At 38.9% G+C, this 23,518-nt stretch carries 26 protein-coding genes; 25 read left to right on the forward strand and 1 reads right to left on the reverse strand.

The window, feature by feature from the left end:
• The first annotated feature begins 117 nt into the window (after positions 1-117).
• The 16 genes from AC4BHP_RS03805 to AC4BHP_RS03880 all read left to right on the forward strand — a co-directional run bounded on the left by AC4BHP_RS03805 (position 118) and on the right by AC4BHP_RS03880 (position 14,911).
• A complete protein-coding gene (locus AC4BHP_RS03805; protein ID WP_490551316.1) occupies positions 118-921 on the forward strand; it encodes a CheR family methyltransferase in 804 nt (267 codons plus the stop codon).
• A 161-nt stretch (positions 922-1,082) separates the two neighbouring features.
• Positions 1,083-2,255, forward strand: a complete 1,173-nt coding sequence (gene aroC / locus AC4BHP_RS03810) for a chorismate synthase (RefSeq protein WP_140461596.1) — start codon at positions 1,083-1,085, stop codon at positions 2,253-2,255.
• Positions 2,255-3,370, forward strand: coding sequence for a 3-dehydroquinate synthase (gene aroB / locus AC4BHP_RS03815; RefSeq protein ID WP_490551317.1), 1,116 nt, complete (start codon positions 2,255-2,257; stop codon positions 3,368-3,370). The genes aroC and aroB overlap by 1 nt, the downstream gene beginning before the upstream one ends.
• Complete coding sequence (aroH, locus tag AC4BHP_RS03820) at positions 3,367-3,732, forward strand: chorismate mutase (protein ID WP_139891735.1); 366 nt, start codon at positions 3,367-3,369, stop codon at positions 3,730-3,732. The genes aroB and aroH overlap by 4 nt, the downstream gene beginning before the upstream one ends.
• A 26-nt stretch (positions 3,733-3,758) precedes the next feature.
• Positions 3,759-4,865: a histidinol-phosphate transaminase gene (gene hisC / locus AC4BHP_RS03825; protein ID WP_490551318.1), complete on the forward strand. Its 1,107-nt coding sequence runs from the start codon at positions 3,759-3,761 to the stop codon at positions 4,863-4,865.
• Between the two features lie 20 nt (positions 4,866-4,885).
• Positions 4,886-5,989: a prephenate dehydrogenase gene (locus AC4BHP_RS03830; protein WP_139891737.1), complete on the forward strand. Its 1,104-nt coding sequence runs from the start codon at positions 4,886-4,888 to the stop codon at positions 5,987-5,989.
• A 19-nt stretch (positions 5,990-6,008) separates the two neighbouring features.
• A complete protein-coding gene (aroA, locus tag AC4BHP_RS03835) occupies positions 6,009-7,307 on the forward strand; it encodes a 3-phosphoshikimate 1-carboxyvinyltransferase (protein WP_066107439.1) in 1,299 nt (432 codons plus the stop codon).
• 436 nt (positions 7,308-7,743) lie between these two features.
• Positions 7,744-8,991, forward strand: a complete 1,248-nt coding sequence (locus tag AC4BHP_RS03840; RefSeq protein ID WP_254654729.1) for a tetratricopeptide repeat protein — start codon at positions 7,744-7,746, stop codon at positions 8,989-8,991.
• Between the two features lie 27 nt (positions 8,992-9,018).
• A complete protein-coding gene (locus tag AC4BHP_RS03845) occupies positions 9,019-9,576 on the forward strand; it encodes a ReoY family proteolytic degradation factor (protein WP_066107436.1) in 558 nt (185 codons plus the stop codon).
• A gap of 189 nt (positions 9,577-9,765) precedes the next feature.
• Positions 9,766-10,218: a DUF2487 family protein gene (locus AC4BHP_RS03850; protein ID WP_066107433.1), complete on the forward strand. Its 453-nt coding sequence runs from the start codon at positions 9,766-9,768 to the stop codon at positions 10,216-10,218.
• Between the two features lie 182 nt (positions 10,219-10,400).
• Positions 10,401-10,904 (forward strand): Rieske (2Fe-2S) protein, encoded by a 504-nt coding sequence (locus AC4BHP_RS03855; protein WP_490551319.1) that lies wholly within the window; start codon positions 10,401-10,403, stop codon positions 10,902-10,904.
• A gap of 13 nt (positions 10,905-10,917) precedes the next feature.
• Positions 10,918-11,592, forward strand: a complete 675-nt coding sequence (gene qcrB, locus AC4BHP_RS03860; RefSeq protein ID WP_066107427.1) for a menaquinol-cytochrome c reductase cytochrome b subunit — start codon at positions 10,918-10,920, stop codon at positions 11,590-11,592.
• Between the two features lie 45 nt (positions 11,593-11,637).
• Entirely contained in the window at positions 11,638-12,423 is a 786-nt protein-coding gene (locus AC4BHP_RS03865; protein ID WP_066107424.1) for a menaquinol-cytochrome c reductase cytochrome b/c subunit, read from the forward strand.
• Between the two features lie 249 nt (positions 12,424-12,672).
• Positions 12,673-13,278, forward strand: coding sequence for a lipoprotein heptaprenylglyceryl N-acetyltransferase LhaT (gene lhaT, locus AC4BHP_RS03870; protein WP_139891740.1), 606 nt, complete (start codon positions 12,673-12,675; stop codon positions 13,276-13,278).
• Between the two features lie 59 nt (positions 13,279-13,337).
• Positions 13,338-14,132: a sporulation protein YpjB gene (locus AC4BHP_RS03875; RefSeq protein WP_066107420.1), complete on the forward strand. Its 795-nt coding sequence runs from the start codon at positions 13,338-13,340 to the stop codon at positions 14,130-14,132.
• 101 nt (positions 14,133-14,233) lie between these two features.
• Positions 14,234-14,911 carry a zinc metallopeptidase gene (locus AC4BHP_RS03880; RefSeq protein WP_066107416.1) on the forward strand — a complete coding sequence of 226 codons (678 nt, stop codon included), beginning with the start codon at positions 14,234-14,236 and terminating at the stop codon, positions 14,909-14,911.
• A gap of 45 nt (positions 14,912-14,956) precedes the next feature.
• Here the strand turns inward: AC4BHP_RS03880 and AC4BHP_RS03885 are convergent, their stop codons facing one another.
• On the reverse strand, positions 14,957-15,829 hold the full coding sequence (locus AC4BHP_RS03885) for a YitT family protein (RefSeq protein WP_066107413.1): 873 nt from the start codon (positions 15,827-15,829) through the stop codon (positions 14,957-14,959).
• A gap of 145 nt (positions 15,830-15,974) precedes the next feature.
• Between AC4BHP_RS03885 and AC4BHP_RS03890 the strand changes: the two genes are divergently transcribed.
• The 9 genes from AC4BHP_RS03890 (at position 15,975) to panC (ending at position 23,502) form a co-directional block, all read left to right on the forward strand.
• A complete protein-coding gene (locus AC4BHP_RS03890; RefSeq protein ID WP_066107409.1) occupies positions 15,975-16,307 on the forward strand; it encodes a nucleotide pyrophosphohydrolase in 333 nt (110 codons plus the stop codon).
• Between the two features lie 3 nt (positions 16,308-16,310).
• The gene (gene dapB / locus AC4BHP_RS03895; protein WP_066107408.1) at positions 16,311-17,105 is read left to right on the forward strand and encodes a 4-hydroxy-tetrahydrodipicolinate reductase; all 795 of its coding nucleotides are present in this window, start codon (positions 16,311-16,313) and stop codon (positions 17,103-17,105) included.
• Positions 17,106-17,118: 13 nt separating this feature from the next.
• A complete protein-coding gene (gene mgsA / locus AC4BHP_RS03900; protein WP_066107405.1) occupies positions 17,119-17,523 on the forward strand; it encodes a methylglyoxal synthase in 405 nt (134 codons plus the stop codon).
• Between the two features lie 10 nt (positions 17,524-17,533).
• Entirely contained in the window at positions 17,534-18,241 is a 708-nt protein-coding gene (bshB1, locus tag AC4BHP_RS03905; protein ID WP_139891741.1) for a bacillithiol biosynthesis deacetylase BshB1, read from the forward strand.
• Positions 18,238-19,389 (forward strand): N-acetyl-alpha-D-glucosaminyl L-malate synthase BshA, encoded by a 1,152-nt coding sequence (gene bshA / locus AC4BHP_RS03910; RefSeq protein ID WP_490551320.1) that lies wholly within the window; start codon positions 18,238-18,240, stop codon positions 19,387-19,389. The genes bshB1 and bshA overlap by 4 nt, the downstream gene beginning before the upstream one ends.
• Complete coding sequence (locus AC4BHP_RS03915; protein ID WP_490551321.1) at positions 19,386-20,570, forward strand: CCA tRNA nucleotidyltransferase; 1,185 nt, start codon at positions 19,386-19,388, stop codon at positions 20,568-20,570. The genes bshA and AC4BHP_RS03915 overlap by 4 nt, the downstream gene beginning before the upstream one ends.
• Positions 20,543-21,535: a biotin--[acetyl-CoA-carboxylase] ligase gene (locus tag AC4BHP_RS03920; RefSeq protein WP_490551322.1), complete on the forward strand. Its 993-nt coding sequence runs from the start codon at positions 20,543-20,545 to the stop codon at positions 21,533-21,535. Before AC4BHP_RS03915 ends, AC4BHP_RS03920 begins: the two co-directional genes overlap by 28 nt.
• A gap of 291 nt (positions 21,536-21,826) precedes the next feature.
• A complete protein-coding gene (gene panB, locus AC4BHP_RS03925) occupies positions 21,827-22,663 on the forward strand; it encodes a 3-methyl-2-oxobutanoate hydroxymethyltransferase (protein ID WP_066107390.1) in 837 nt (278 codons plus the stop codon).
• A complete protein-coding gene (panC, locus tag AC4BHP_RS03930; RefSeq protein ID WP_490551323.1) occupies positions 22,660-23,502 on the forward strand; it encodes a pantoate--beta-alanine ligase in 843 nt (280 codons plus the stop codon). Before panB ends, panC begins: the two co-directional genes overlap by 4 nt.
• The last annotated feature ends 16 nt before the right edge of the window (positions 23,503-23,518 follow it).

The raw sequence follows: 23,518 nt of genomic DNA on the forward strand, positions 1-23,518 counted from the left end.
GTTTATAGAATAGATCATGTGATCGTTATGGGCATACGTAATAAGTGTGGTTATATCATTGAATCTGCTAATTTTGTATACTTATAGTAAAAGAATTTATTGGAGTCGTAGGGGTATATGATAAAAATTAATGATGACTATCAGGGGTTTGTTAAAGGGATTAACTATTTAACAGGAATCAATTTATCTTTATATAAGGAAGCGCAAATGAAAAGAAGAATTACCTCCTTATATGAAAAACAAGGTTTTAATGGGTTTCAGGATTATTACAATCATCTTCGTAAAGACCAGTATTTATTAAATGAGCTTCTGGACCGTATGACGATTAATGTTTCGAACTTCTTTCGGAATTATAGAAGGTGGGAGGTTTTGGAGAAGGAGATTCTGCCAGAATTATTGTCTGAAAAAAAGACTTTGAAAATTTGGAGCGCCGCTTGTTCAACTGGTGATGAACCCTATTCACTTGCCATGGTGCTAACCCGCTTAAATGCCCTGAATCGTGTCTCTATCCTGGCAACCGATATAGATCAGAATGCCTTAGAAATTTGCAGGAGAGGCATTTATTCAGAAAAATCTTTGGGGGAAGTACCAGTAGAGTTAAAGAATAAGCATTTCGAATTCGTGGATGGATTTTATCATATTAATCAACAAATAAAAAATGCGGTCACGTTCAAGAAACATAATTTACTGGCTGATTCGTATGGCCAATCATACGATTTAATCATATGCCGTAATGTTTTGATTTATTTTACGGATGAAGCAAAGGGTTTATTATATAAGAAATTTTCCCAATCACTTCGTCCTGGCGGAGTTTTGTTTGTGGGCAGTACTGAACAGATCTTCAACCCAACTGTATATGATTTTATCAGTACAAATACGTTTTTTTATAAAAAGAGAAATTATCATAGGGTACATAGCTAATAGACATACTGAAATGAAAGATAATCAGGAGACGTCGGCAGAGAGTGAATGGTAGTACCTTGTTAATCTGATGTACAATATAAGCAAGAAAATTACCATAAGAATAACAGTATATGATATATTATTACATAAATGCTTTAAAGTGATGAAGGAGGAGCCTTATGAGATATATAACTGCTGGGGAATCCCACGGCCCCCAATTAACAACTTTAATAGAAGGATTACCTGCAGGAATGCCGTTGTCTGAGGAAGATATCAACAAGCATCTTGCCAGGAGACAAAAGGGATATGGACGCGGTAGAAGAATGCAAATTGAAAAAGATACAGTAGAGATTACAGCAGGAATTCGTCATGGCAGGACATTAGGATCACCTGTTGCTCTGCAAGTTAAAAACCGGGATTGGACTCATTGGACCCATGTCATGGGAATTGAGCCAATTGATGAAAAGGCAGAAGACGAAATTAAACGTAAAATCACAAGACCGCGCCCAGGGCATGCTGACCTGAATGGCGGTATGAAATATGGACATAGGGATTTGCGCAATGTTTTAGAGCGCTCGTCTGCAAGAGAAACAACTGTCCGAGTGGCAGCGGGAGCTGTTGCGGTGAAACTGCTTAGTCTGCTTGGTATAGAAATTGTTTCGCATGTTGTTGAAATCGGTGGCATTAAAGCAGCTGAAACAGAGGTTAAGGATATTAAAGAGATCCAACAGCTGGCAGAGGATTCTCCGGTTCGCTGTCTTGATGAAAAAGCTGCTGAGAAGATGATGGAAGCCATTGATTTGGCTAAAAAGAATGGCGATACATTAGGTGGTGTCGTTGAAGTAGTGGCGACTGGAATGCCTGCTGGTGTAGGGAGCTATGTTCATTATGATCGTAAACTAGATGCAAAAATTGCAGGTGCAATCCTTAGTATTAATGCATTTAAGGGTGTCGAATTCGGGATTGGCTTTGAAGCGGCCAGAATTCCAGGCAGTCAGGTGCATGATGAAATCATTTGGGAGGAAGGACAGGGATATAGCCGTAAAACGAATCGCCTAGGCGGTTTTGAAGGCGGAATGACAACTGGAATGCCTGTAGTAGTGCGTGGAGTCATGAAACCAATCCCTACCTTGTATAAGCCGCTCAAAAGTGTGGATATTGATACTAAAGAGTCATTTACAGCCTCGATAGAACGCTCTGATGCATGTGCTGTTCCGGCAGCGGCAGTCGTTGCTGAGCATGTGGTAGCATGGGAGCTTGCCAATGCAATCATTGAACAGTTTTATTCTGATCGGATGGAGACATTGGTTGAATCCGTTAATCAGCAAAGAATGTATGCGAGGGAATTCTAATGGAAACTATTCAAATTAAAACTTCTTCAAAGGAGTATCCGATTTTTATAGGTGATGGAGTGATTGAAGAGCTCCCCATATTTTTGGAGAAAAATTTCAAAGGAAAGCCAAAAGTATATATGATATCGGATGAACTGGTATCGTCTCTTTATTCTGAGCTGATTAAAACGTTGTTGGCCAAACGTGGCTATGAAGTAATCATCCATGCCGTACCAACAGGAGAAAGAGCAAAATCATTCTCTGTATACGAAGAATGTTTAACGGTAGGATTTGAAAATAAACTTGATCGTGACAGCCTCGTGTTAGCTCTGGGCGGGGGAGTGGTTGGAGATTTAGCTGGATTTGTAGCTGCGACCTATATGAGAGGTATTCCCTATATTCAACTGCCAACAACCTTGCTGGCTCATGACAGTGCAGTTGGAGGAAAAGTGGCTATTAATCATCAACTGGGTAAAAATCTAGTAGGCTGTTTCTATCAACCGGAGGCAGTCTTCTATGATAGTTCCTTTTTATCCACTTTACCAGAGAAGGAATGGCGCTCAGGATTTGCCGAGTTAATTAAGCATGCCCTACTATGCAGTAAATCCTTTTATGACGATTTAAGAAATCAGTATTGCAGTATTTCTGACCTGCAATCCAAATCATTGGCTTCGTATATAAAAAAAGGGATTTCTGTTAAAGCTACTATTGTATCGGAGGATGAAAAGGAGAAAGGCTCGCGTGCTTTTCTTAATTTTGGTCATACATTAGCTCATGCGATTGAAGGGGCAGCTGGATATGGAGTGGTAACCCACGGGGAAGCTGTAGCCTTTGGTATGTTATTTGACCTATATTTGAGCCAAAAGTATGCTGATTTTTCTTTTAATCTAACTGCATTTAAGGATTGGTTAACCAATTTAGGCTATCTACAAATACCAAAAGAAATTTTATCAGCAGAATTATTGCTGCCATTTATGAAACTTGATAAGAAAAATAAACAAGGGACAATAGCGACGGTCCTTTTAAATGATTATGGCAGCCCAGCCTTACATTCCTATTCTGATACGGAAATACAAGACGAATTAACCTATTTCTTAAACAATATAGTCGGAAGGGAGAATGGTTATTCATTATGATGAGAGGCATCCGAGGAGCCATTACCATAGAAGCAAATAAAAAAGAACTCATTGAAAATAAAACAGAAATCTTACTTCGAGAAATGATCGAACAGAATCATCTTCAGGCAGAGTCTATTGCATCTATATTCATATCTGTCACAGATGATATAGATGCAGGGTTTCCAGCTGCTGTTGTTAGAAAAATAGATGGATTTACATATGTTCCCGTTATGTGCATGCGTGAAATTCCAGTACCGGGTTCCTTATCATTGGCCATACGGATTATGATTCATGCCAATTTGGATACAGCCCAAAAGAATATCAAGCATATTTATCTGGAGGGGGCTACGGTCCTTAGACCTGATTTAACAGAGAAATAGACAATAAAAAAGGGGGAACTGGAGCTTTGAAATGGAAGAATCATTTATATACATTAGAGCCTTATAAGCCAGGCAAACCAATTGAGGAAGTAAAAAGGGAGTTTGGGTTGGAGGAGATCATCAAACTGGCATCAAATGAAAACCCATACGGATATTCATCCGAAGTCGCAAAAACGCTGAAGGAAACAGAATGGTCACTTCCCTTGTATCCGGATGGCGGAGCCGTTAATTTGCGTGAAGTCTTATCTAACTATTTAGGAGTTGAAAAAAATCAGCTTATCTTTGGAAATGGTTCAGATAATATCATCCAAATGATAGCAAAGGCGATTCTTGCTCCAGGTGTGAATACGGTTATGTCTACGGGTACCTTTAGTCAGTACAGCCATAATGCCATTTTGGAGCAGGCAGAGATCAGGGAGGTGCCGCATATAAATGGCAGACATGATCTTGACGGCATGCTTCGTCAGATTGATGCTGACACGGGGATTGTGTGGATTTGTTCTCCTAATAATCCGACAGGCGAATACATAAGAGGTGAGGAGCTTCTCCCATTTTTGAGTCAGGTTCCTAACGATGTATTAGTTGTATTTGATGCAGCTTATTATGAGTACGTCACAGCTATAGATTATTCTGAAATCTTGCCGTTAATTAATCAGTTTGATAATTTAATCCTATTGCATACTTTTTCCAAGATTTACGGGATGGCGGCTTTGCGTATTGGTTATGGAGTGGCTAATTCCGATATTATCCGTATGCTTGAGCCTGCAAGAGAGCCGTTTAACGTCAATGCATTAGCTCAAAAGGCTGCGATTGCTGCTATAAGTGATCAACAATTTATTGAGGAATGCAAACAAAAAAATAGAGATGGCCTTCAGCAATATTATGAATTTTGTAAGATTCATAACTTAAGTTACTATCCATCACAGGCAAATTTCATCTTAATCGATACAGGTCATGATGGGGATGAAGTCTTTCAGTATTTAATGAGAAAAGGCTTTATCGTTCGTTCCGGCCAGGCTTTGGGTTTCCCGACATCCATTAGGATTACAGTTGGTTCTGACCAGCAGAATGAAGCTGTTTTGAAAGAGCTGAAAAATTTCCTTTTGATGAAAGAAAATAAAGAAACCAAATAGATAGTAGGTGAGGTGCCTCCATGCGTGGGAATGTATTAATGATAGGTCTTGGTTTAATTGGAGGATCCATTGCTTTATCTATTAAAAAGGAACATCCGAAGGCATTGATACTAGGGTATGATGTGGATCGAAAACAGGTGCAGCTGGCAAAAGCATTAAAAGTAATAGATGAAGAGACTTTGGATTATAAAGAGGCAGCTGGAAGAGCAGATGTTATCATTATCGGAGTCCCGGTGCAAGCTACATCAACCGTTATGGAAAGCCTGTCAGCATGTACGCTGAAAAAAAGCGTTATAATTACGGATGTAGGAAGTACAAAGGCAAAGATCATGAAAGAAGCAGAGCGTTTGTTTAGCATGAATTATACGTTTATAGGCGGTCACCCAATGGCTGGATCTCATAAAAGCGGAGTAGCTGCGGCAAAAGTGCATCTTTTTGAAAATGCTTTTTATATATTGACACCTTCTGCTCATGCAGGTGTTAAAGAGGTTGCTGAGCTGAAGATGTGGCTGAAGGGGACGAAAGCCAAATTCATTGAAGTGGATGCTCATGAGCACGATTTAATGACAGGTGTCATCAGTCATTTGCCGCATATTATGGCAGCCTCGATTGTTAATCAGGCTGAACAGGCTGAAGCGAAACATGATTTAGTTGCAAGACTTGCTGCCGGAGGATTCAGGGATATTACCCGAATAGCTTCATCCAGTCCTCAAATGTGGAAGGATATTCTGATTCAAAATGATCAAGTATTAATCGATCTTTTGGACTCCTGGATAGATGAAATGTCAGAGGTGAGAGAATGGATTCGTACGAAGGATGAGGAAAGATTATATTCCTTTTTCCAAAGTGCAAAAATGTTTCGTGATGAGATGCCGGCCCGTAAAAAGGGTGCAATTCCTTCCTTTTATGATTTATATGTGGATGTCCCGGATTATCCAGGAGTCATTTCGGAGATTACCGGTTATTTAGCAAAATCTAATATAAGTATTACTAATATAAGAATCATTGAGACGCGTGAAGAAGTGTACGGTGTATTGGTGATCTCCTTCCAATCAGGTGAAGATCGCAAACTAGCGGTGGAATGTTTACGTGATGCAACTAATTACGATACTTATTATGACTGAGATAAAAAGGAGGAAAGGCATGGGAAAAATCCTATTATTCAAAAACCCCCAGTTGAAAGGCACGATTGAAGTGCCGGGAGATAAATCTATTTCGCACAGAGCGGTCATGTTTGGGGCAATAGCGGAAGGGAAAACGACGGTATATCATTTCTTAGAGGGTCAGGATTGCTTAAGTACTATTGAGTGTTTTCAAAAAATGGGTGTGGATATACAAAGAGAAGGCGATAAGGTCACCATCCAGGGTAATGGATATGGCGGTTTAAAGGAGCCGATTGGCTTGCTTGATGTCGGCAATTCAGGGACAACCATCCGACTGCTTATGGGGTTACTCGCCAACCAGCCCTTTTCTATCACTTTCACTGGTGATGAATCCATTGCAAAAAGGCCAATGAGAAGAGTGGTAGATCCGCTGAGGAAAATGGGAGCAAGAATATCCGGAAAAGAGGATGGTAACTTTATACCGCTTGAAATGAACCAAGGTGAGCTGTCAGGTATTGAATATGAGCTTCCGGTAGCAAGTGCCCAGGTGAAATCAGCTATTCTTTTGGCTGGATTACATGCGAAAGGAACCACAACGGTCATTGAAAAAGCAGCCACGAGGGATCATACTGAACGGATGATTGAATCGTTTGGGGGGAGCATCCATATCGACGGCAATATGATCAGAGTTACAGGAAATCAGGTGCTGAGCGGAAAGGATGTTCATGTTCCCGGAGATATCTCCTCTGCAGCGTTTTGGATGGTTGCCGGTACCATTGTACCAAACAGTGAGATTATATTAAAGAACGTTGGGCTGAATCAAACAAGAACGGGGATTATTGATGTTTTGAAAGAAATGGGAGCAAATATTGAAATTCAGTTAGACAAACTCGGAGAACTTGCGGAAGAATCCGGTACGGTTACAGTAAAAACTTCCTCTTTAAAGGGGATAACAATTGCCGGAGATATCATTCCAAGGTTAATTGATGAGCTGCCTGTTATTGCCCTGTTAGCTTCACAGGCTAAGGGAAAAACCGTCATTAAAGATGCTGCTGAGTTAAAGGTTAAAGAAACAAATCGAATTGATGCCATCGCTACTCAATTGGGTGCGCTTGGTGTTGATATAACTCCAACAGACGATGGTTTAATCATTGAGGGAGAACAAACCTTGCATGGAGGTACGGTGGACAGCCTGGGGGACCACCGTATCGGAATGACATTGGCGATTGCTTCACTGCTTTCCAAAGACTCTGTAGTATTAAACAATGCTGATGCCATTTCAGTATCCTATCCAGGTTTCTTTGATGATTTAATTAAGCTTGTATCCATTCAGAAATAAAAGAGAGGGGGACCTCTCTTTTTTGGTACTAAAATTTCTGATAGTTTCATAGCATGTCTAAAAGAAAGTCAATGAAACCCTTGCCTTTACACATGTAAAAATGGTTGATAGGGCGGTGAAAATGTAATCAATTAAATGGATAGATAGAATGAAATGGAAGAGTACGATTCGGTCGCTTTTTGTTAAATGATAAAGTATACTTATATAACCTTAAAATTAAGACTCCAAGCTCTATACCACAAAAAAATCATTTAATTTCCTTATCAGATAAATATTTTTTTCTGGAGTTTCCATTAGCTCTTTATACAGGTTAAAAAAAGTGAGTATAATAGGGGTAATAACAAAATTTTAGAGGCTCCGGATTGGACGAACATTATTTTGCCGAATGACCAGCAGATTTGTTATAGATTTAGGGAAACAGAAAGGAATACCAATGATGAAAATTGAATCAATTATAAAAAAACTGATGCAAGGTGAATTTGAAGAAGCTAAAAAACATATAAATCAGATTAAGCAATCCAACAATGATGACGATGTTTATACCTTAGCGGAAGAAATCGCTTCACTTGGGTTTATGGAAGAGGCAAAGGAGCTTTTTGAAGAATTGCTGAAGCGTTATCCCGATGAAGGAGAGATTTTATTTTCATTGGCTGAAGTATCAACTGAATTGGGGCAGGAAGAGGAGGCATTGTTGTATTTAGAGAAAATTGATCAGGAAGATCCGATGTACCCAGGAGCACTCCTATTATTAGGGGATTTATATCAGGGAATGGGTATGGAGGAGGTCAGTGTTCAAAAGCTGAAAGAGGCCAATCGAATTTTACCGGATGAACCTATTGTAAAATTTGCTCTTGCAGAACTTTATTATCAACAAGGACATTTCCGTTCGGCTGTAGAATTATATAGCAGTATCTTAAAGAATGAGACTGTAATAAATGGCGTTTCAATTTATAAGAGATTAGCCTTATCACTTGTATCATTGGGCGAATTTGAAGAGTCGCTCCCTTATTTCAAGAAAGCTGGCAGGGAGGATGATGACGTAAATTTATTGTTTGAATATGGATTTGCTGCGTATCATGCAGGAGAATTTCCAACGGCAATAGCTAAGTTTACTGAGCTTAAGGAAATAGACCCTGCCTATCATTCACTTTATTTGTATTTAGCCATGGCCTATGAAGAGTCCCTTGATTTGGAAAAAGCACTGGATGTTGCAGAAGAAGGGATTAAGGAAGATCCTTTCAATAAGGAAATATTCCTGTATGGTGCTGAGCTAGCAACTAAGCTTGGAAATACAGAGAAAGCTATTAAATGGCTATCGGAGGCTATTGCGATTGATCCGGGTTACCTCGAGGCAATTCTAACTTTAGGCAAGCTTTATTTACACGAAGAAATGTTTGACCATGTCATTGATTTGGTATCCTCTGTTAGAGCGATGGGGGAGGATGACCCGCAATTTAATTGGCTCCTGGCAACGGCATATTCAGAGCTTGAGGAGTATAGTGAAGCATTATCATGTTACAAAGAGGCACATGAATTTTTTGGAGATAATAGAGACTTTTTACATGAATACGGTTATTTCTTGCTGGAAGACAGTAAATTTGAAGAGGCCAGGTCGATATTTAAGACATTACTCCACGAAGACCCAAGCAATGATGAGTATATTGATATTTTAGAACGAATTTAACTAATTTGTACAGAGGAGGGCTCCACCTTGAAAACCCCTGTTTCTGTCGATGAGAAGAAGGAATTTATACGCTGGTTTCTGAACCATTACCAATTAAAGCGCAGAGAATGTGTATGGATATTAAATTACTTAATGAGTCATGATCAGCTCATGATGAATGTTCATTTCGTGGAAGGAGCTAAGTATTGTCCAAAAGGAATGGTCATGTCCACTCATTGTGTGGAAGATGTGCCATTTAGATTCTATAAGAGTAATATCATGACAACTGACGCAGAGAAGTCATTCCATGATATACGGCTTAATAAGGACGAGGATATCTACATACAATTGAATTTCAGGACAGCCTACTCATCCTATCAGTATGCAGCCGTACTTGAGGAAAATCCTTATCAGCCAAAAAACCTCCCCGGTAATGAACAGGATCAATATATTGCAGAAAATATTTTAAAAATCAGTCTATCAAGATTCGAAGAGGAACGGTTAGCACAGATGATTGATGAGGCAATTGATAACCGTGATATAGAATTATTTAATAAATTAAGCAGTCAGTTGAAAAGAATCCGATCTCAGGAATCTTTTAACTAATAGCAGCCACACATATTTCTTTGAGAGAAAGAGATTATGTGTGGTCTTTTTTATGCTTCCACGCTTGATTTGGCAGTTGCTTATCCCAGCAGGATGAGGAACAAAGATTTCTCCCTGAATTGTAAGCTTATTTGTATATATTTTACTTATTATGTTTTACAATGGAAAAAGAAGTCGAGGGGGAAAATTATGAAATATCAGTCAGTTGATACAGAATTATTTAGTAAATCCAAAGAATATATTGATACTATAGTTATCCCGTTAAATCCGGTTGATTTTGATGATACATTTAGCCAGACGGTATCATCCTATGAATTTATGACATTGCTGACGCATGAGCTCGAAAAAGAATTAAAGGGCCGTCTATTTTTAGCCCTACCTCTGCCATATATTAAAAATAGTAAGACAGAGGAGAAATTAAATCTCTTGTCTGTTTGGGTAGATTATTATAGAGGTCAGGGATTTAAATATATCCAATTTCTCACTACTGACAGTAAATGGACAAGTATAGATGAGAGCGGACATGTTTTATGGATACCGGCAATCCCCATCGAAAAAATGCCTCTTGATGCGATTAAAACAGTTATAAGTGATCAAATGAAACAGCTTGTTGATATACTAACAGAATCCTGGAATAAATGATGTTTTTGTAAGTAAATAGTATATTGGTATAAAACAGGAAAAATAAAACATGTATTTCCTTAACTGGGAGTTTATTGACCTATTAAAAATATTAGGATATTATTGTAATGTCCTAGTTTTATGGAGTTTGTGCAATTTTCTATTTTGTATGACTTTTTCGATATAAGGGGGGGAGAAATTTTATGAGCAGCCAAAAAGTATCAAGACGCCAATTTCTGAATTATACGCTTATGGGCGTTGGGGGGTTCATGGGAGCGGCAACACTTATGCCTATGCTGCGTTTTGCAGTCGATCCAGCTTTGAAAGCGAATGCATCTGGGGAGTTCATTAATACTGGAATGAAAATATCTGAGATTACTGAAACACCAACTCGTGTCGATTATAAAACTGAGGTTAAAGATGGTTGGTACGAAGCTGAAGAGACAAGAACAGCATGGGTTTACAAAGATGAGAACGGCAATATAGTTGCCCTTTCTCCGGAATGTAAACACTTGGGGTGTACGGTGAACTGGGAAGGATCAGAAGATCATAAGAATGAATTTTACTGTCCATGTCACGGGGGGCGTTACGAAAAGAATGGTAAAAACATTCCGAAAACACCTCCAATCGGGCCGCTCGATGTTTACGACAAGCAGGAAAAAGATGGAGTATTATACTTGGGCAATGCAAAAGAAAACGAAGTGTAGGGAGGCATAATCAATGCTTAATAAAATGTACGATTGGATTGATGAGCGATTGGATATCACGCCATTATGGCGCGACATTGCTGATCATGAAGTCCCTGAGCATGTAAACCCTGCCCATCACTTTTCGGCATTTGTTTATTGTTTTGGGGGATTGACGTTTTTCATCGTAGTCATTCAAATTTTATCCGGAATGTTTTTAACCATGTATTATGTGCCGGATATTAAAAATGCATGGGAATCTGTTTATTATTTACAAAATGAAGTTGCTTTTGGTCAAATTGTTCGGGGCATGCATCACTGGGGAGCAAGTGTCGTCATTGTCATGATGTTTTTACATACTCTTCGTGTGTTCTTCCAGGGTGCCTATAAAAAGCCACGTGAACTAAACTGGATTGTTGGAGTTTTAATTTTCTTTATAATGCTAGCTCTAGGATTGACAGGGTATCTGCTTCCTTGGGATATGAAAGCGTTATTCGCTACAAAAGTAACGTTGACCATTATCGATTCGGTGCCATTCATCGGGCCATACTTAAAAACGTTGCTTGCTGGTGACCCTACGATTGTCGGGGCGCAAACCTTAACGCGTTTCTTTGCGATTCATGTATTCTTCCTTCCAGCGGCGCTTATTGGACTAATTGCAGCTCACTTCTTAATGATACGCAAACAGGGAATATCAGGACCGCTATAAGATATTAGTTGAAAATGGAAATGTTACGAAGGAGGGGATATCCTTATGCATCGTGGTAAAGGAATGAGATTTGTAGGGGATTCAAGGATAAGCGCAGATAGAAAACCGAATATTCCAAAAGATTATTCAGAGTATCCAGGAAAAACAGAAGCCTTTTGGCCCAATTTCTTGCTGAAAGAATGGATGGTAGGTGCTGTATTTTTAGTAGGTTTTTTATGTCTTACAGTTGCCCATCCATCACCGCTCGAAAGGATTGCTGACCCAACAGATACGGGATATGCGCCTTTACCTGACTGGTACTTTATGTTTTTGTATCAATTGCTTAAATATTCATATGCTTCCGGGCCATATAATTTAATCGGGGCTTTGGTTATTCCGGGACTAGCTTTTGGTGCATTAATGCTTGCACCGTTTCTGGATCGCGGACCGGAACGCAAACCAACTAAACGGATTTTCCCAGTAGGTTTTATGTTGCTTGCATTTGCAGCTATATTTTACCTAACATGGGAAACTGTTTCTCAACATGACTGGGCAGCAGCAAAGCTGCAAGGACAAATTGTTGAGGATGTAGCAATCGATAAAGAGTCAGAGGGATATAAATTATATCAAGGCCAAGGCTGTGTAAGCTGTCATGGGGACTCCTTACAGGGTGGAAATGGTCCTAAATTACTTGGTACAAAATTAGAGGTTGATGAAATCGGTCATATCGCTGTAAATGGTACCGAAAATAAAAAAATGCCACCAGTTTTTAAAGGTTCTGATGAAGAATTAAAAACTCTGGCAGAATTTATTAAGGGAGCAAATGCAGGCGGAGATTCAAAAGGGGAATAATGTTTTTTTGAGGGGTACTCAGATGAGTACCCCTTTTATCTGCTAAGATGATTGTCATAGTCGTCGTAATCATGTTGACAAATGAGGTGTAGTTATTTGTATTATTAATAATATGGGACGGCCAGTGAGCTTCCACCTGAATTGAAAAGCTCATATTTAGAGAGAAATTTAGAGTAGGGATGATTTGGCTGAAAATCAAGTAATCGAGCAACTTTATTTGGAATAATTCAGATTGTGATGGAGGATATTATGAATAGCTGGCTTTATGCTGTATTAAGAAATCGGACATTTTTATGGATTTTATTCACTGTTAATCTTTTGGGAACAATATACGGATATTATTGGTATAAAGGGCAGCTTGAAATAACACCAGTAGCCTTTCTTGCTTTTGTACCAGACAGTCCAACTGCCAGTTTATTTTTTTGTATTGCTGTTATTGGCTGGCTTTTAGGGCGCAATTTTGGTTTATTTGAAGCCTTAGCAATCGTTTCTCTATTTAAATATGGTATTTGGGCAGTTGTCATGAATATATTAACTTTCTCTGTAGAGGGTTATGTATCTTTGATCGCTGTCATGCTGATTCTATCGCATGCTGCAATGGCAATTGAAGGAATTCTTTATGCTCCATTTTATCGGGTTAAACCATGGCATTTAACCGTGGCTGGGATTGTCGTGTTACATAATGAAATCATTGATTATGTTTATGGGATGATGCCGACGTATAGTGTTTTGAATCAGTATATCCCTCAAATTGCTTATTTCACTTTTTGGCTGAGTGTACTTTCGATTGGAGTAGGGTATTGGTTTACTCTTCGTAAAAATCGGGAAATATACTCCATTCATCTCAGGCAATAAATGGTTCTAGTCTTGTCCCTTCACACATACGATTAAGTAGTATGAGGAGGGATATTTTTATGAAGTTTAAATCTTTATTTATCTCAATAGCCATTATAATATCATCAGGATTCATTACGACCTATGCTAACGGACCTGATAAACAAAATTCGTTAGAGACCCTTGCTGATCAATCCCTTCAATTTGCAAAAGTAGATAGACGTGATGAAGCAGAGCGTTTATTGGAAGCATTTTCAGATAAATTTTATGATCAGGCAATTGAGAGCTCAAACTATACAATGGATGAAATTAATATTATAACGATTGCCTATGAGGAAGCCATTCAAACTGTGAAAAATAAAGAAAAAACAGATGATGAAGTAATCAATGAAATAACGAAATTCCGATTAGTACTTGATGCTGTTCATAGTGATGGCGCACCATTATGGGCGAGTTTAAAGGATAGCATGATCTCTGCTGCAGGGGAAACAAAGGTATCGATCCAGAAACAGGATTCCATTGCTTTTCAGGAAAAATTAAATCATTTATTAACGATTTACAATATTATATATCCATCGTTGAAAATAGATGTAACACCTGAACGTTTTCAGCAAGTGGATGCCCATATTCAATTCATTGATCAATATCGTCCGCAAGTCTTTTCTGATCAATCACAAACTGATATGATTTCCTTAGAGGAGCAGCTGCGTGATATATTTGAGGAAGCAGAAAAAGATGATGCAGATCCATCCCTTTGGTGGGTAATCATTTCAACTGGAAGTATTATAATTATGACCTTATCCTATGTTGGATGGAGGAAATATAAAGCTTCAGATGATCAGCTTCATACAAAAAAGAAAAAACAGAATTTTTGATAAAATTTTGAATAATATCTATCCATTGACAGATGTAATACGACATTATTACAATTACCATAACACAACTATAAATAACAGAAATGAAATGGAGGATATAAATGAGCTTTTTAATTTATTTTATACTGCTTTTAATTATCCCAATTTATGCACAAATGAAAGTTCAAAGGGCTTACAAGAAATATTCACAGGTTCCTGCATCGAATGGTTACACGGGTGCGGAAGTTGCCCGTAAGTTGTTGGACGAAAATGGTTTGTACAATATACGAGTAGAAGAAACACATGGAGTATTAAGTGACCACTATGATCCTACAAATAAAGTGGTAAGATTATCATCAAGTAACTATCATGGTCATTCACTCGCCGGCACCGCTGTCGCAGCTCATGAGGTTGGCCATGCCATTCAGGATAAAGAAGATTATTCCTTTATGAGAATCCGTCATAAGCTAGTACCAGTTGCTAATATCGGTTCTAACTTTTCCTGGATTTTAATTTTAGCTGGGCTGTTGCTTGGCAGCTTAAATCTAGCATGGCTGGGAGTATTGTTTATGGGGGCAGCCGTGTTATTCCAATTCGTTACACTGCCGGTTGAATTCAATGCTTCTAACCGTGCTATGAAACAGGTTGTTGCTTTAGGTGTAATCAGGGCTGATGAAGAAAAAGAAACGAAAAAAGTCTTAGATGCCGCAGCCTTAACATATGTTGCAGCTGCAGCAGTTGCTGTACTTGAATTGTTACGATTTGTATTTATGCTAACCGGCATGAATGGTGAAGATTAATAAGAGAAACCCCCTTCGTATATGAAGGGGGTTTTCCTATATTGCTTATTTTTCAAGCGGATTTTTATTTTCATCCAACGTAAATCCTTCACCAAGTACATCATGTACGACAGATACGGAAACAAATGCATGTGGATCAATGGATGTAATAATGCTCTTAAGGCGTACAATTTCATTGCTGCCTACAACGCAATAAATCACATCGCGCTCCTGTTTGGTATATGAGCCAACCCCTTTGAGTAATGTAACACCGCGTTCCATTTGTTGATTAATCTTTTCAGCTATCACGGAATTGGAGTTGCTTATGATCATCACACCACGGGCTGCATATGCACCCTCTTGGATAAAGTCAATTACACGGCTGCCAATATAAACGAGGACAAGTGTATACATGGCTTGTTTATATTCCAAATACGTTACGAGTGATAAAACGATAACGCAGAAGTCAAACATAAACATGGTTTTTCCCATGCTCCAGCCTTTATATTTGAACATGAGCCGTGCGATGATGTCGACTCCGCCAGTCGTTCCGCCGTAACGGAAAATAATTCCTAAACCGACACCAATGCACACACCTGCAAATAAAGCCGCGAGCATTAGGTCATCCTTTAAAGGAATATGTATTTGATATTTTTCGAAAATCGCAATAAATACAGATACAGCGATGGTACCGATAAGTGTATACAAAAAGGTTTTTTTGCCCAACAGTTTATATCCTACAAAGAAAAGAGGTATATTTAATAAAATATTGGTAATCGAAGGGCTAATACCAGTTAAGTTATAAATTAAAAGGGTAATCCCTGTAAATCCCCCTTCACCTAATGCGTTTTGCATATTAAAATGAACAAGGCCAAAAGACATTATTGCAGCCCCTAATAATATCAGTATGACGTTTTTAAGCTTTAAGTTGAAAAACACATTCTAACCCCTTTCTTGCTAACTCAATTATTATTATAGTGTACAATTGAGGAAAAATAATGAATGATATCCTTTTGCATTCTATCATATTTATTGTTCGATAACTAAGAAATACGCTAACATTAAGAGAAAAGGGTGTAACTGTATGGAACATAAGAAAACAATCGCTGACTTACAGCAGGAAGTAGATCAATACATAGGGCAATTTAAAGAGGGATACTTCAGTCCGCTTGCCATGACAGCGAGACTTACTGAAGAGCTTGGAGAATTGGCGAGAGAGATTAACCATTATTATGGTGAAAAACCCAAAAAAGAATCTGAAACAGAAAAAGCAATTGAAGAAGAATTAGGAGATGTTTTATTTGTGCTAATTTGTATGGCCAATTCGCTGAATATTGATTTACAGGATGCACATGACAGGGTGATGGAGAAATTCAATTCCAGGGACAAAGACCGTTGGACAAGAAAGGAAGAATGATTGATGATTAATGTCATAATTGCAGGGCCGCGAGGTAAAATGGGGAAAGCAGCAGTAAATTTAGTGATGAATACAGAACATTTTCATTTAGTAGCTGTATTGGATCATAAGAATGATGGGTTGAAATTAAGTGAAATAGATGGATTTACCGGTATAGATGTTCCAATTTATACAGATCATGAAAAATGTTTCTCTGAAGTTAAAGCGGATGTACTGATTGATTTGACCACTCCGGAGTCTGGAAGAATCCATACATTATCAGCATTATCACACCATATCCGTCCGGTTGTTGGAACGACCGGCTTTTCAGATGAAGATTTAAATGAAATCAAAAGAATTTCAAAAGAAAACGGAATTGGGTGTATTATTGCACCGAATTTTGCTGTTGGTGCTGTGTTAATGATGAAATTTGCCAAGCAGGCAGCTAAATATTTTCCGGATGTCGAAATTATTGAATTGCATCACGATCAAAAACTTGATGCTCCTTCAGGAACAGCTATAAAAACAGCACAATTAATTTCTGAAGAAAGACAAATAAAAAAACAGGGACATTTAAATGAAAAAGAAACAATAAAAGGTGCACGTGGTGCAGACTATGAAGGAATGAGAATACATAGTGTACGCTTACCTGGACTTGTTGCGCATCAACAGGTCATGTTCGGCGGAGAAGGTCAGACATTTACTCTAAGACATGATTCATATGATCGAAACTCTTTTATGAGCGGAGTTAAATTGTCGGTGGAAACCGTCATGAATATAGAAGAATTAGTATATGGATTAGAAAATATTATTGATTAAGGAGCACTGTTCCATGAAAATCGCATTGATTGCACATGACAAAAAGAAAGACGACATGATTCGATTTACGCTTGCGTATAAACATATCCTAAAAGAGCATCAGCTTTTTGCTACCGGTACAACGGGAAAGCGAATACAGGATGAAGCAGGCCTGTCAGTTCATCGTTATCAGTCCGGACCACTCGGGGGAGATCAACAAATTGGGGCGATGGTTGCAGTAAATGATATTGATATTATTATTTTCTTCAGAGATCCATTGACTGCGCAGCCGCATGAACCGGATGTGTCCGCTTTAATGCGTTTGGCGGATGTTTATTCCATTCCATTGGCAACTAATATGGGAACGGCTGAAATGTTAATACATGGTTTAGAACGCGGAGACCTTAAATGGAGAAATATTGTTAGGGAAAAGGAGTAATATGCCCACAATGAAGACAGACATACTATGTTTTGGCGCCCATTCCGATGATGTGGAAATCGGAATGGGGGGCACAATAGCAAAATATACAGAATTAGGCCATTCCGTTGTCATCTGTGACTTAACCGAGGCGGAGCTTTCATCGAATGGTACTCCCACAAACAGATTGAAGGAAGCCAAACAGGCAGCTGCTATCTTAGGTGTAAAGGAACGCTTGAATTTAAATATCGGAGATCGGCAATTATATCCCACACCTGAAAACATCTCAAAGATTGTTTCTGTTATAAGAACATACAAGCCTGAAATCATCTTTGTACCCGCTGTTCCTGACCGTCATCCGGATCATGGACATTGTGCAGCTTTGGTCGAAGAGGCTGTCTTTTCTGCTGGTATTAGGAAATATGAGGATGAAAGTAAGTTGGAGGCCCATAAGCCGAAGCATGTTTTTTATTACATGATTAATAGCTTTCATCCGCCCGATTTTTGTGTGGATATCAGCAGTTATTTTCATTGTAAATTATCCAGTTTAAAAAGCTATTCCTCTCAATTTATTAAAACGGATGATGGGGTTGTGACCCCTCTTACAGAAGGATATCTCGAAGCAATCGAAGGCAGAGAGCGGGCATATGGAAGAGAGGCAGGCGTGTTATTTGCAGAAGGATTTAGAACGAAAAAACCTCTCTTACTTGATCAAGATTTGTTAGGTGGAAAGAAATGAAACAGTTAAAAATTGGAATTGTTTGTTATCCTACTGTCGGCGGATCAGGGATTGTTGCGACCGAATTAGGAATTAAGCTGGCGGAGAAGGGACATGAGATTCATTTTATAACATCCAGTGTACCGTTCCGCTTAAAAAAGCGATACTCAAATATATATTTTCACCAAGTTGAAGTTAATCAATATGCTGTTTTTCAATATCCTCCATATACCTTGTCATTGGCCAGCAAGATAGCCGAGGTGGTTAAAATGGAAGAGCTTGATATCATTCATGCCCATTATGCGATGCCGCATGCCGTTTGCGGAATTTTGGCCAAGCAAATGACCTCCTCTGGCCTAAAGGTAGTAACGACTCTCCATGGTACGGATATTACGATACTAGGGTATGATTCTTCTCTGCAGGACATGATTAAGTTCGCTATTGAAAAATCTGATGCTGTTACGGCCGTGTCTCATGAACTTGTTAAAGAGACATATGATTTAATTCAACCGGATCAAGAAATTCAAACGATTTATAATTTTATCGATTATCCGGCGCCTGAACCGGATGCTGGTAATATGGCTAATTTAAAAGCAGAGCTTGGAATTAAAGAAGATGAAAAAATTGTCATTCACGTCTCGAATTTTCGGAAGGTGAAGCGTGTACCTGATATCATAGACACTTTTGGAGCCGTGGCAGACAAAATACCGAGTAAACTTTTATTAGTAGGCGACGGACCGGAAATGTCTTTTGTAAGTAAAAAAATTAAAGCAATGGGCTTACAGGAGAAAATAATTCTGTTAGGAAAACAGGAAAATCTACAGGAGCTCTATTCCATTAGTGATGTATGTGTCCTTATGTCAGAAAAAGAAAGTTTTGGGTTAGTACTTCTTGAGGCGATGATCTATGGCGTTCCATGTCTTGGAACCAAAATCGGGGGAATTCCTGAGGTTATTGAAGATGGGATTAACGGATACACCATCGAGCTAGGAGATATCGAAGCTGCCTCTATGCGGTTGTTGGAATTGCTTGAAAATGATTCGCTGAGAATGAATATGGGTAATAACGCTATTCATAAAATTAAAGATCATTTTCAAACCGAACATATCGTGAATCAATATGAGGACTTGTATTATTCATTATTGAAAAATGGGGAGAAGGATGAATGAACCAGGAATTTATCAGAGCGCGTCCTGTTTTGGATCAGTTAACGACGAAGGGGTATGAAGCCTATTTTGTTGGTGGAGCCGTTAGGGATACTTTAATGGGGAAGGAAATTGATGATGTGGATATTGCTACCTCCGCCACTCCCGAGCAAGTAAAGGAAATTTTCACCCATACAGTAGACGTTGGTATTGATCATGGAACTGTATTAGTGCTTTATAAAGGAGACTCGTTTGAGATCACGACATTTAGAACAGAATCTGCATATAAAGATTATCGACGGCCAGATTCAGTCATCTTTGTAACCTCTTTGCATGAGGATTTAAAGAGAAGAGATTTTACGATGAATGCAATTGCCATGGACCAGGATGGAAAATTGTATGATCCATTTGATGGAGAAAAAGCTATACATACAAAGGTAATCGAGACGGTTGGTCCGGCGGATGAACGATTTAGTGAGGATGCGCTAAGGATTCTTCGTGCTGTTCGATTTGTAAGCCAGCTAGGGTTTACATTGCATGAAAATACACGATCGGCATTACGGAAAAATGCCGATTTACTCTTACATATAGCACAGGAACGGAAAACAGCTGAGTTTCAAAAAATGGTTCTTGGGCAATATCCAGAAAAAGGGTTAAAAATTGCTGCAGACGAAGGTTTGCTAGCCTATTTTCCGGGTTTTGGTCAATTTGGGGCTCATATAGAGCAGTTTCTTGCACTACCCTTAAACCGTTGTGAATCATTTGAAGAATGGATGGCTTTGATTGCCCTCTTTAATGGTCAGGATCAATCCCTATACAGTCACTGGAAGCTTTCTTCAAGTCAAATGAAAAAAATAGGTCTGTTGATCCGTGAAACGAAGAAAAGAGAGAGTTCCTCATTTACTCCCTATACCATTTATCAGCTTGGCCATGAAAACACCCTGAGCGTGGAAAGGGTTTGGTCAGTATATCATCATGCGGACCCAGACTACGACGCAATCACTGATCTGCATGCTCGTATGCCAATTCATAAGGAAACTGTTATAGAGGTTTCCGGAAACGACCTGATGAAATGGGCTGATAAACCAGGTGGACCGTGGATTAAGGAGCTTATGCATGAAGTGATTAACGGAATTCTGGATCATAAGGTCCCGAATAAAAAGGAGTTAATTAAACAATGGCTCATTCAAGAGAACAAACTTTAAAGCATGAGATTGCCAAAGCATTTGCGAAAGCTGGAGAGGATTATATATCAGGACAGGCATTAGCTGATTTAGTTGGCTGTTCAAGAGTGGCGATATGGAAGCATATTGACCAGCTGCGTCAGGAAGGCTACGAAATTGAGGCTGTAAAGAAAAAGGGGTATCGGCTCTTGAAAAAATTAGATTTTCTAAGGGCCACTGATATTCTAATGGGGTTACAGACTGAATTTGTAGGACAATCTATATATTCTTATGATACAGTTTCATCCACTCAAGTTGTTGCCAGAGAACTTGCGGGAAGCGGAGCTAAAGATGGTACAGCTGTGATTAGTGATGAACAAACGGAAGGTACAGGGCGATTAAAAAGAAAGTGGCATTCTCCTTCAAATGGAGGGATCTGGTTAAGTATGATTATGAGACCTGATATTCCTCCCTACCATGCCCCTCAGCTCACGTTGTTAACAGCTGTAGCTGTTGTTCAGACACTAAACAAATTTGGTGTGAATGCAGGAATCAAATGGCCAAATGATGTGTTGGTAGAAGGAAGGAAGATTGCGGGAATACTAACAGAGCTTCATGCGGAGTCCGATCAAATTCATCATGTGATTATCGGCATTGGCATGAATATAAACCAGCCCCTTGAATCGTTTCCTGATGAGTTAAAAGAGATCGCTACTTCTGTCTTAATCGAGAAGAAACAAAGAGTAGATCGATCTGAATTTTTACAAAGCTTTTTTAAGAATTTTGAAGATATATATCTACTTTATTTAGAAAAAGGTTTTGAACCAATAAAACAGCTTTGGGAAAAGCTTACCATTACCATTGGGAAGAAGGTCACCGTCCAAAGCCTGCGAGGATCTTTAACTGGCTTGGCAACCGGAATTAATGATGATGGTGTATTGATTATCATGGATGATGAGCAAAAAAGCCATTTGGTTTATTCCGGAGATATAACTGTGCATCAATAATGGACAATATTAAGCGGTTGTTTTTAAAAAAAGAAATTAATTGAAAATGAGTTAATATATAGCATATAAAAATGACTGAATGTTATAATTCATAGAAGGGCGGGAGCGGAAACGACCTGCACCTTGTATAGTAGTCATTTTAAATAGATTTATAATTCTGCCTGTATCCAAGAAAGGACCGGGACAGAGGGATAAAAGCTATTATGCCAATCCATCCTTCTGTAATTAGAAGGATTTTTTATTTGGTAAATAGGTTTTTCTCTCCTCGGAATGAAAAGGAGGAAAGAAAAAATGAAATTTGCTGTGGATTTTTTGAAACTAAAAGAAAACAGAGAAAAAATTTCAATGCTGACTGCGTATGATTATCCATCTGCTAAACTGGCAGAACAAGCGGGGGTCGATATGATTCTTGTAGGTGACTCTCTTGGAATGGTTATTTTAGGATATGATTCTACTGTTCCTGTCACTATCGAGGATATGATTCATCATACGAAGGCTGTTAAAAGAGGCGCACCTAACACATTTATCGTGACAGATCTGCCGTTTTTGACGTATCACACAACAAATGAGGAAGCGTTAAAAAATGCTGCAAGACTTATGCAGGAGGCAGGGGCTGATGCGGTCAAAATGGAGGGTGCCGGAGATGTTATTAGCAAAATAAAAGCGATGACAGATGCAGGTATACCGGTAGTAGCGCATTTAGGCTTAACACCGCAATCAGTTGGTGTACTTGGAGGTTATAAAGTCCAGGGTAAAACAAGTGAGGCGGCAATTAAACTTTTGGAGGATGCGAAAAAGTGTGAAGAAGCCGGGGCAATGGCCGTTGTGCTCGAATGTGTACCTTATCAGGTCGCTGAACATATATCGAATGAACTAATAATCCCAACAATCGGGATTGGTGCTGGTAACGGTACGGATGGTCAGGTTCTCGTTTATCATGATGTTTTATTATATGGTGTAGGCAGAGTGGCCAAGTTTGTAAAATCCTATGCTAATTTAAATGATGTGATTGGCTATGCTTTGTCTGAGCATATAAAAGAAGTGAAATCGGGAATTTTTCCGGATCGTGATCACTCATTCACGATGAAGGAAGAAGAACTAGCCTCATTGTATGGAGGAGAAAAATGAAGATTATCAGCCAGATAAATGAACTGCGTGAAGTACTTGATTTAGAGAGGGAAAAGAAACATTCCATCGGATTTGTCCCAACTATGGGATATTTGCATGAAGGACATCTATCACTTATTCAAGAAGCAAGAGAGAAAAATCATGTGGTAGTTATCAGTATATTTGTAAATCCGCTTCAATTTGGTCCTAATGAGGATTTTGATAAATATCCACGCGATATGGAACGGGATGAAGAGCTGGCACGAAATGCAGGGGTGGATTATTTATTTTATCCAACAGTTCAGGAAATGTATGGGGATAAGCAAACCCTGACGGTAAAAGTGCATGAGCGCACCGATGTACTTTGCGGAAAATCCAGACCGGGTCATTTTGATGGAGTGGCGACTGTTTTGACAAAATTGTTCACTATTGTCCATCCGACTCGAGCTTATTTTGGGCTGAAGGATGCTCAACAGGTTGCTGTAGTAGAAGGGATTATCCATGACTTTAATTTCCCGATTGAACTGGTTGGTGTTGAGATTAAGCGTGAAGAGGATGGTCTTGCATTAAGCTCCAGAAACATTAATTTAACAGAGCAGGAAAGAGAAGAAGCTCCATTTATCTATAAAAGTCTTTGCAAAGTGAAAGCTGAGCTGCAAAAAGGTGCCAGTCCCGCGGAAACGCTTGAAAAGGGGAAAGAGTATTTACAGTCCCATATCAATGGTCAAATCGATTATTTTGAAGGATTATCCTATCCGGACTTGAGTGAGATTACAGAGCATGATCAAAAGATAATCTTTGCAGTGGCGGTTCAATATACGTCTGTTCGTTTAATCGACAACATTATCATAAATTTATAGTCATACAAGGGGGTAA

It is taken from the genome of Pradoshia sp. Z4_20 (genome assembly GCF_058216035.1).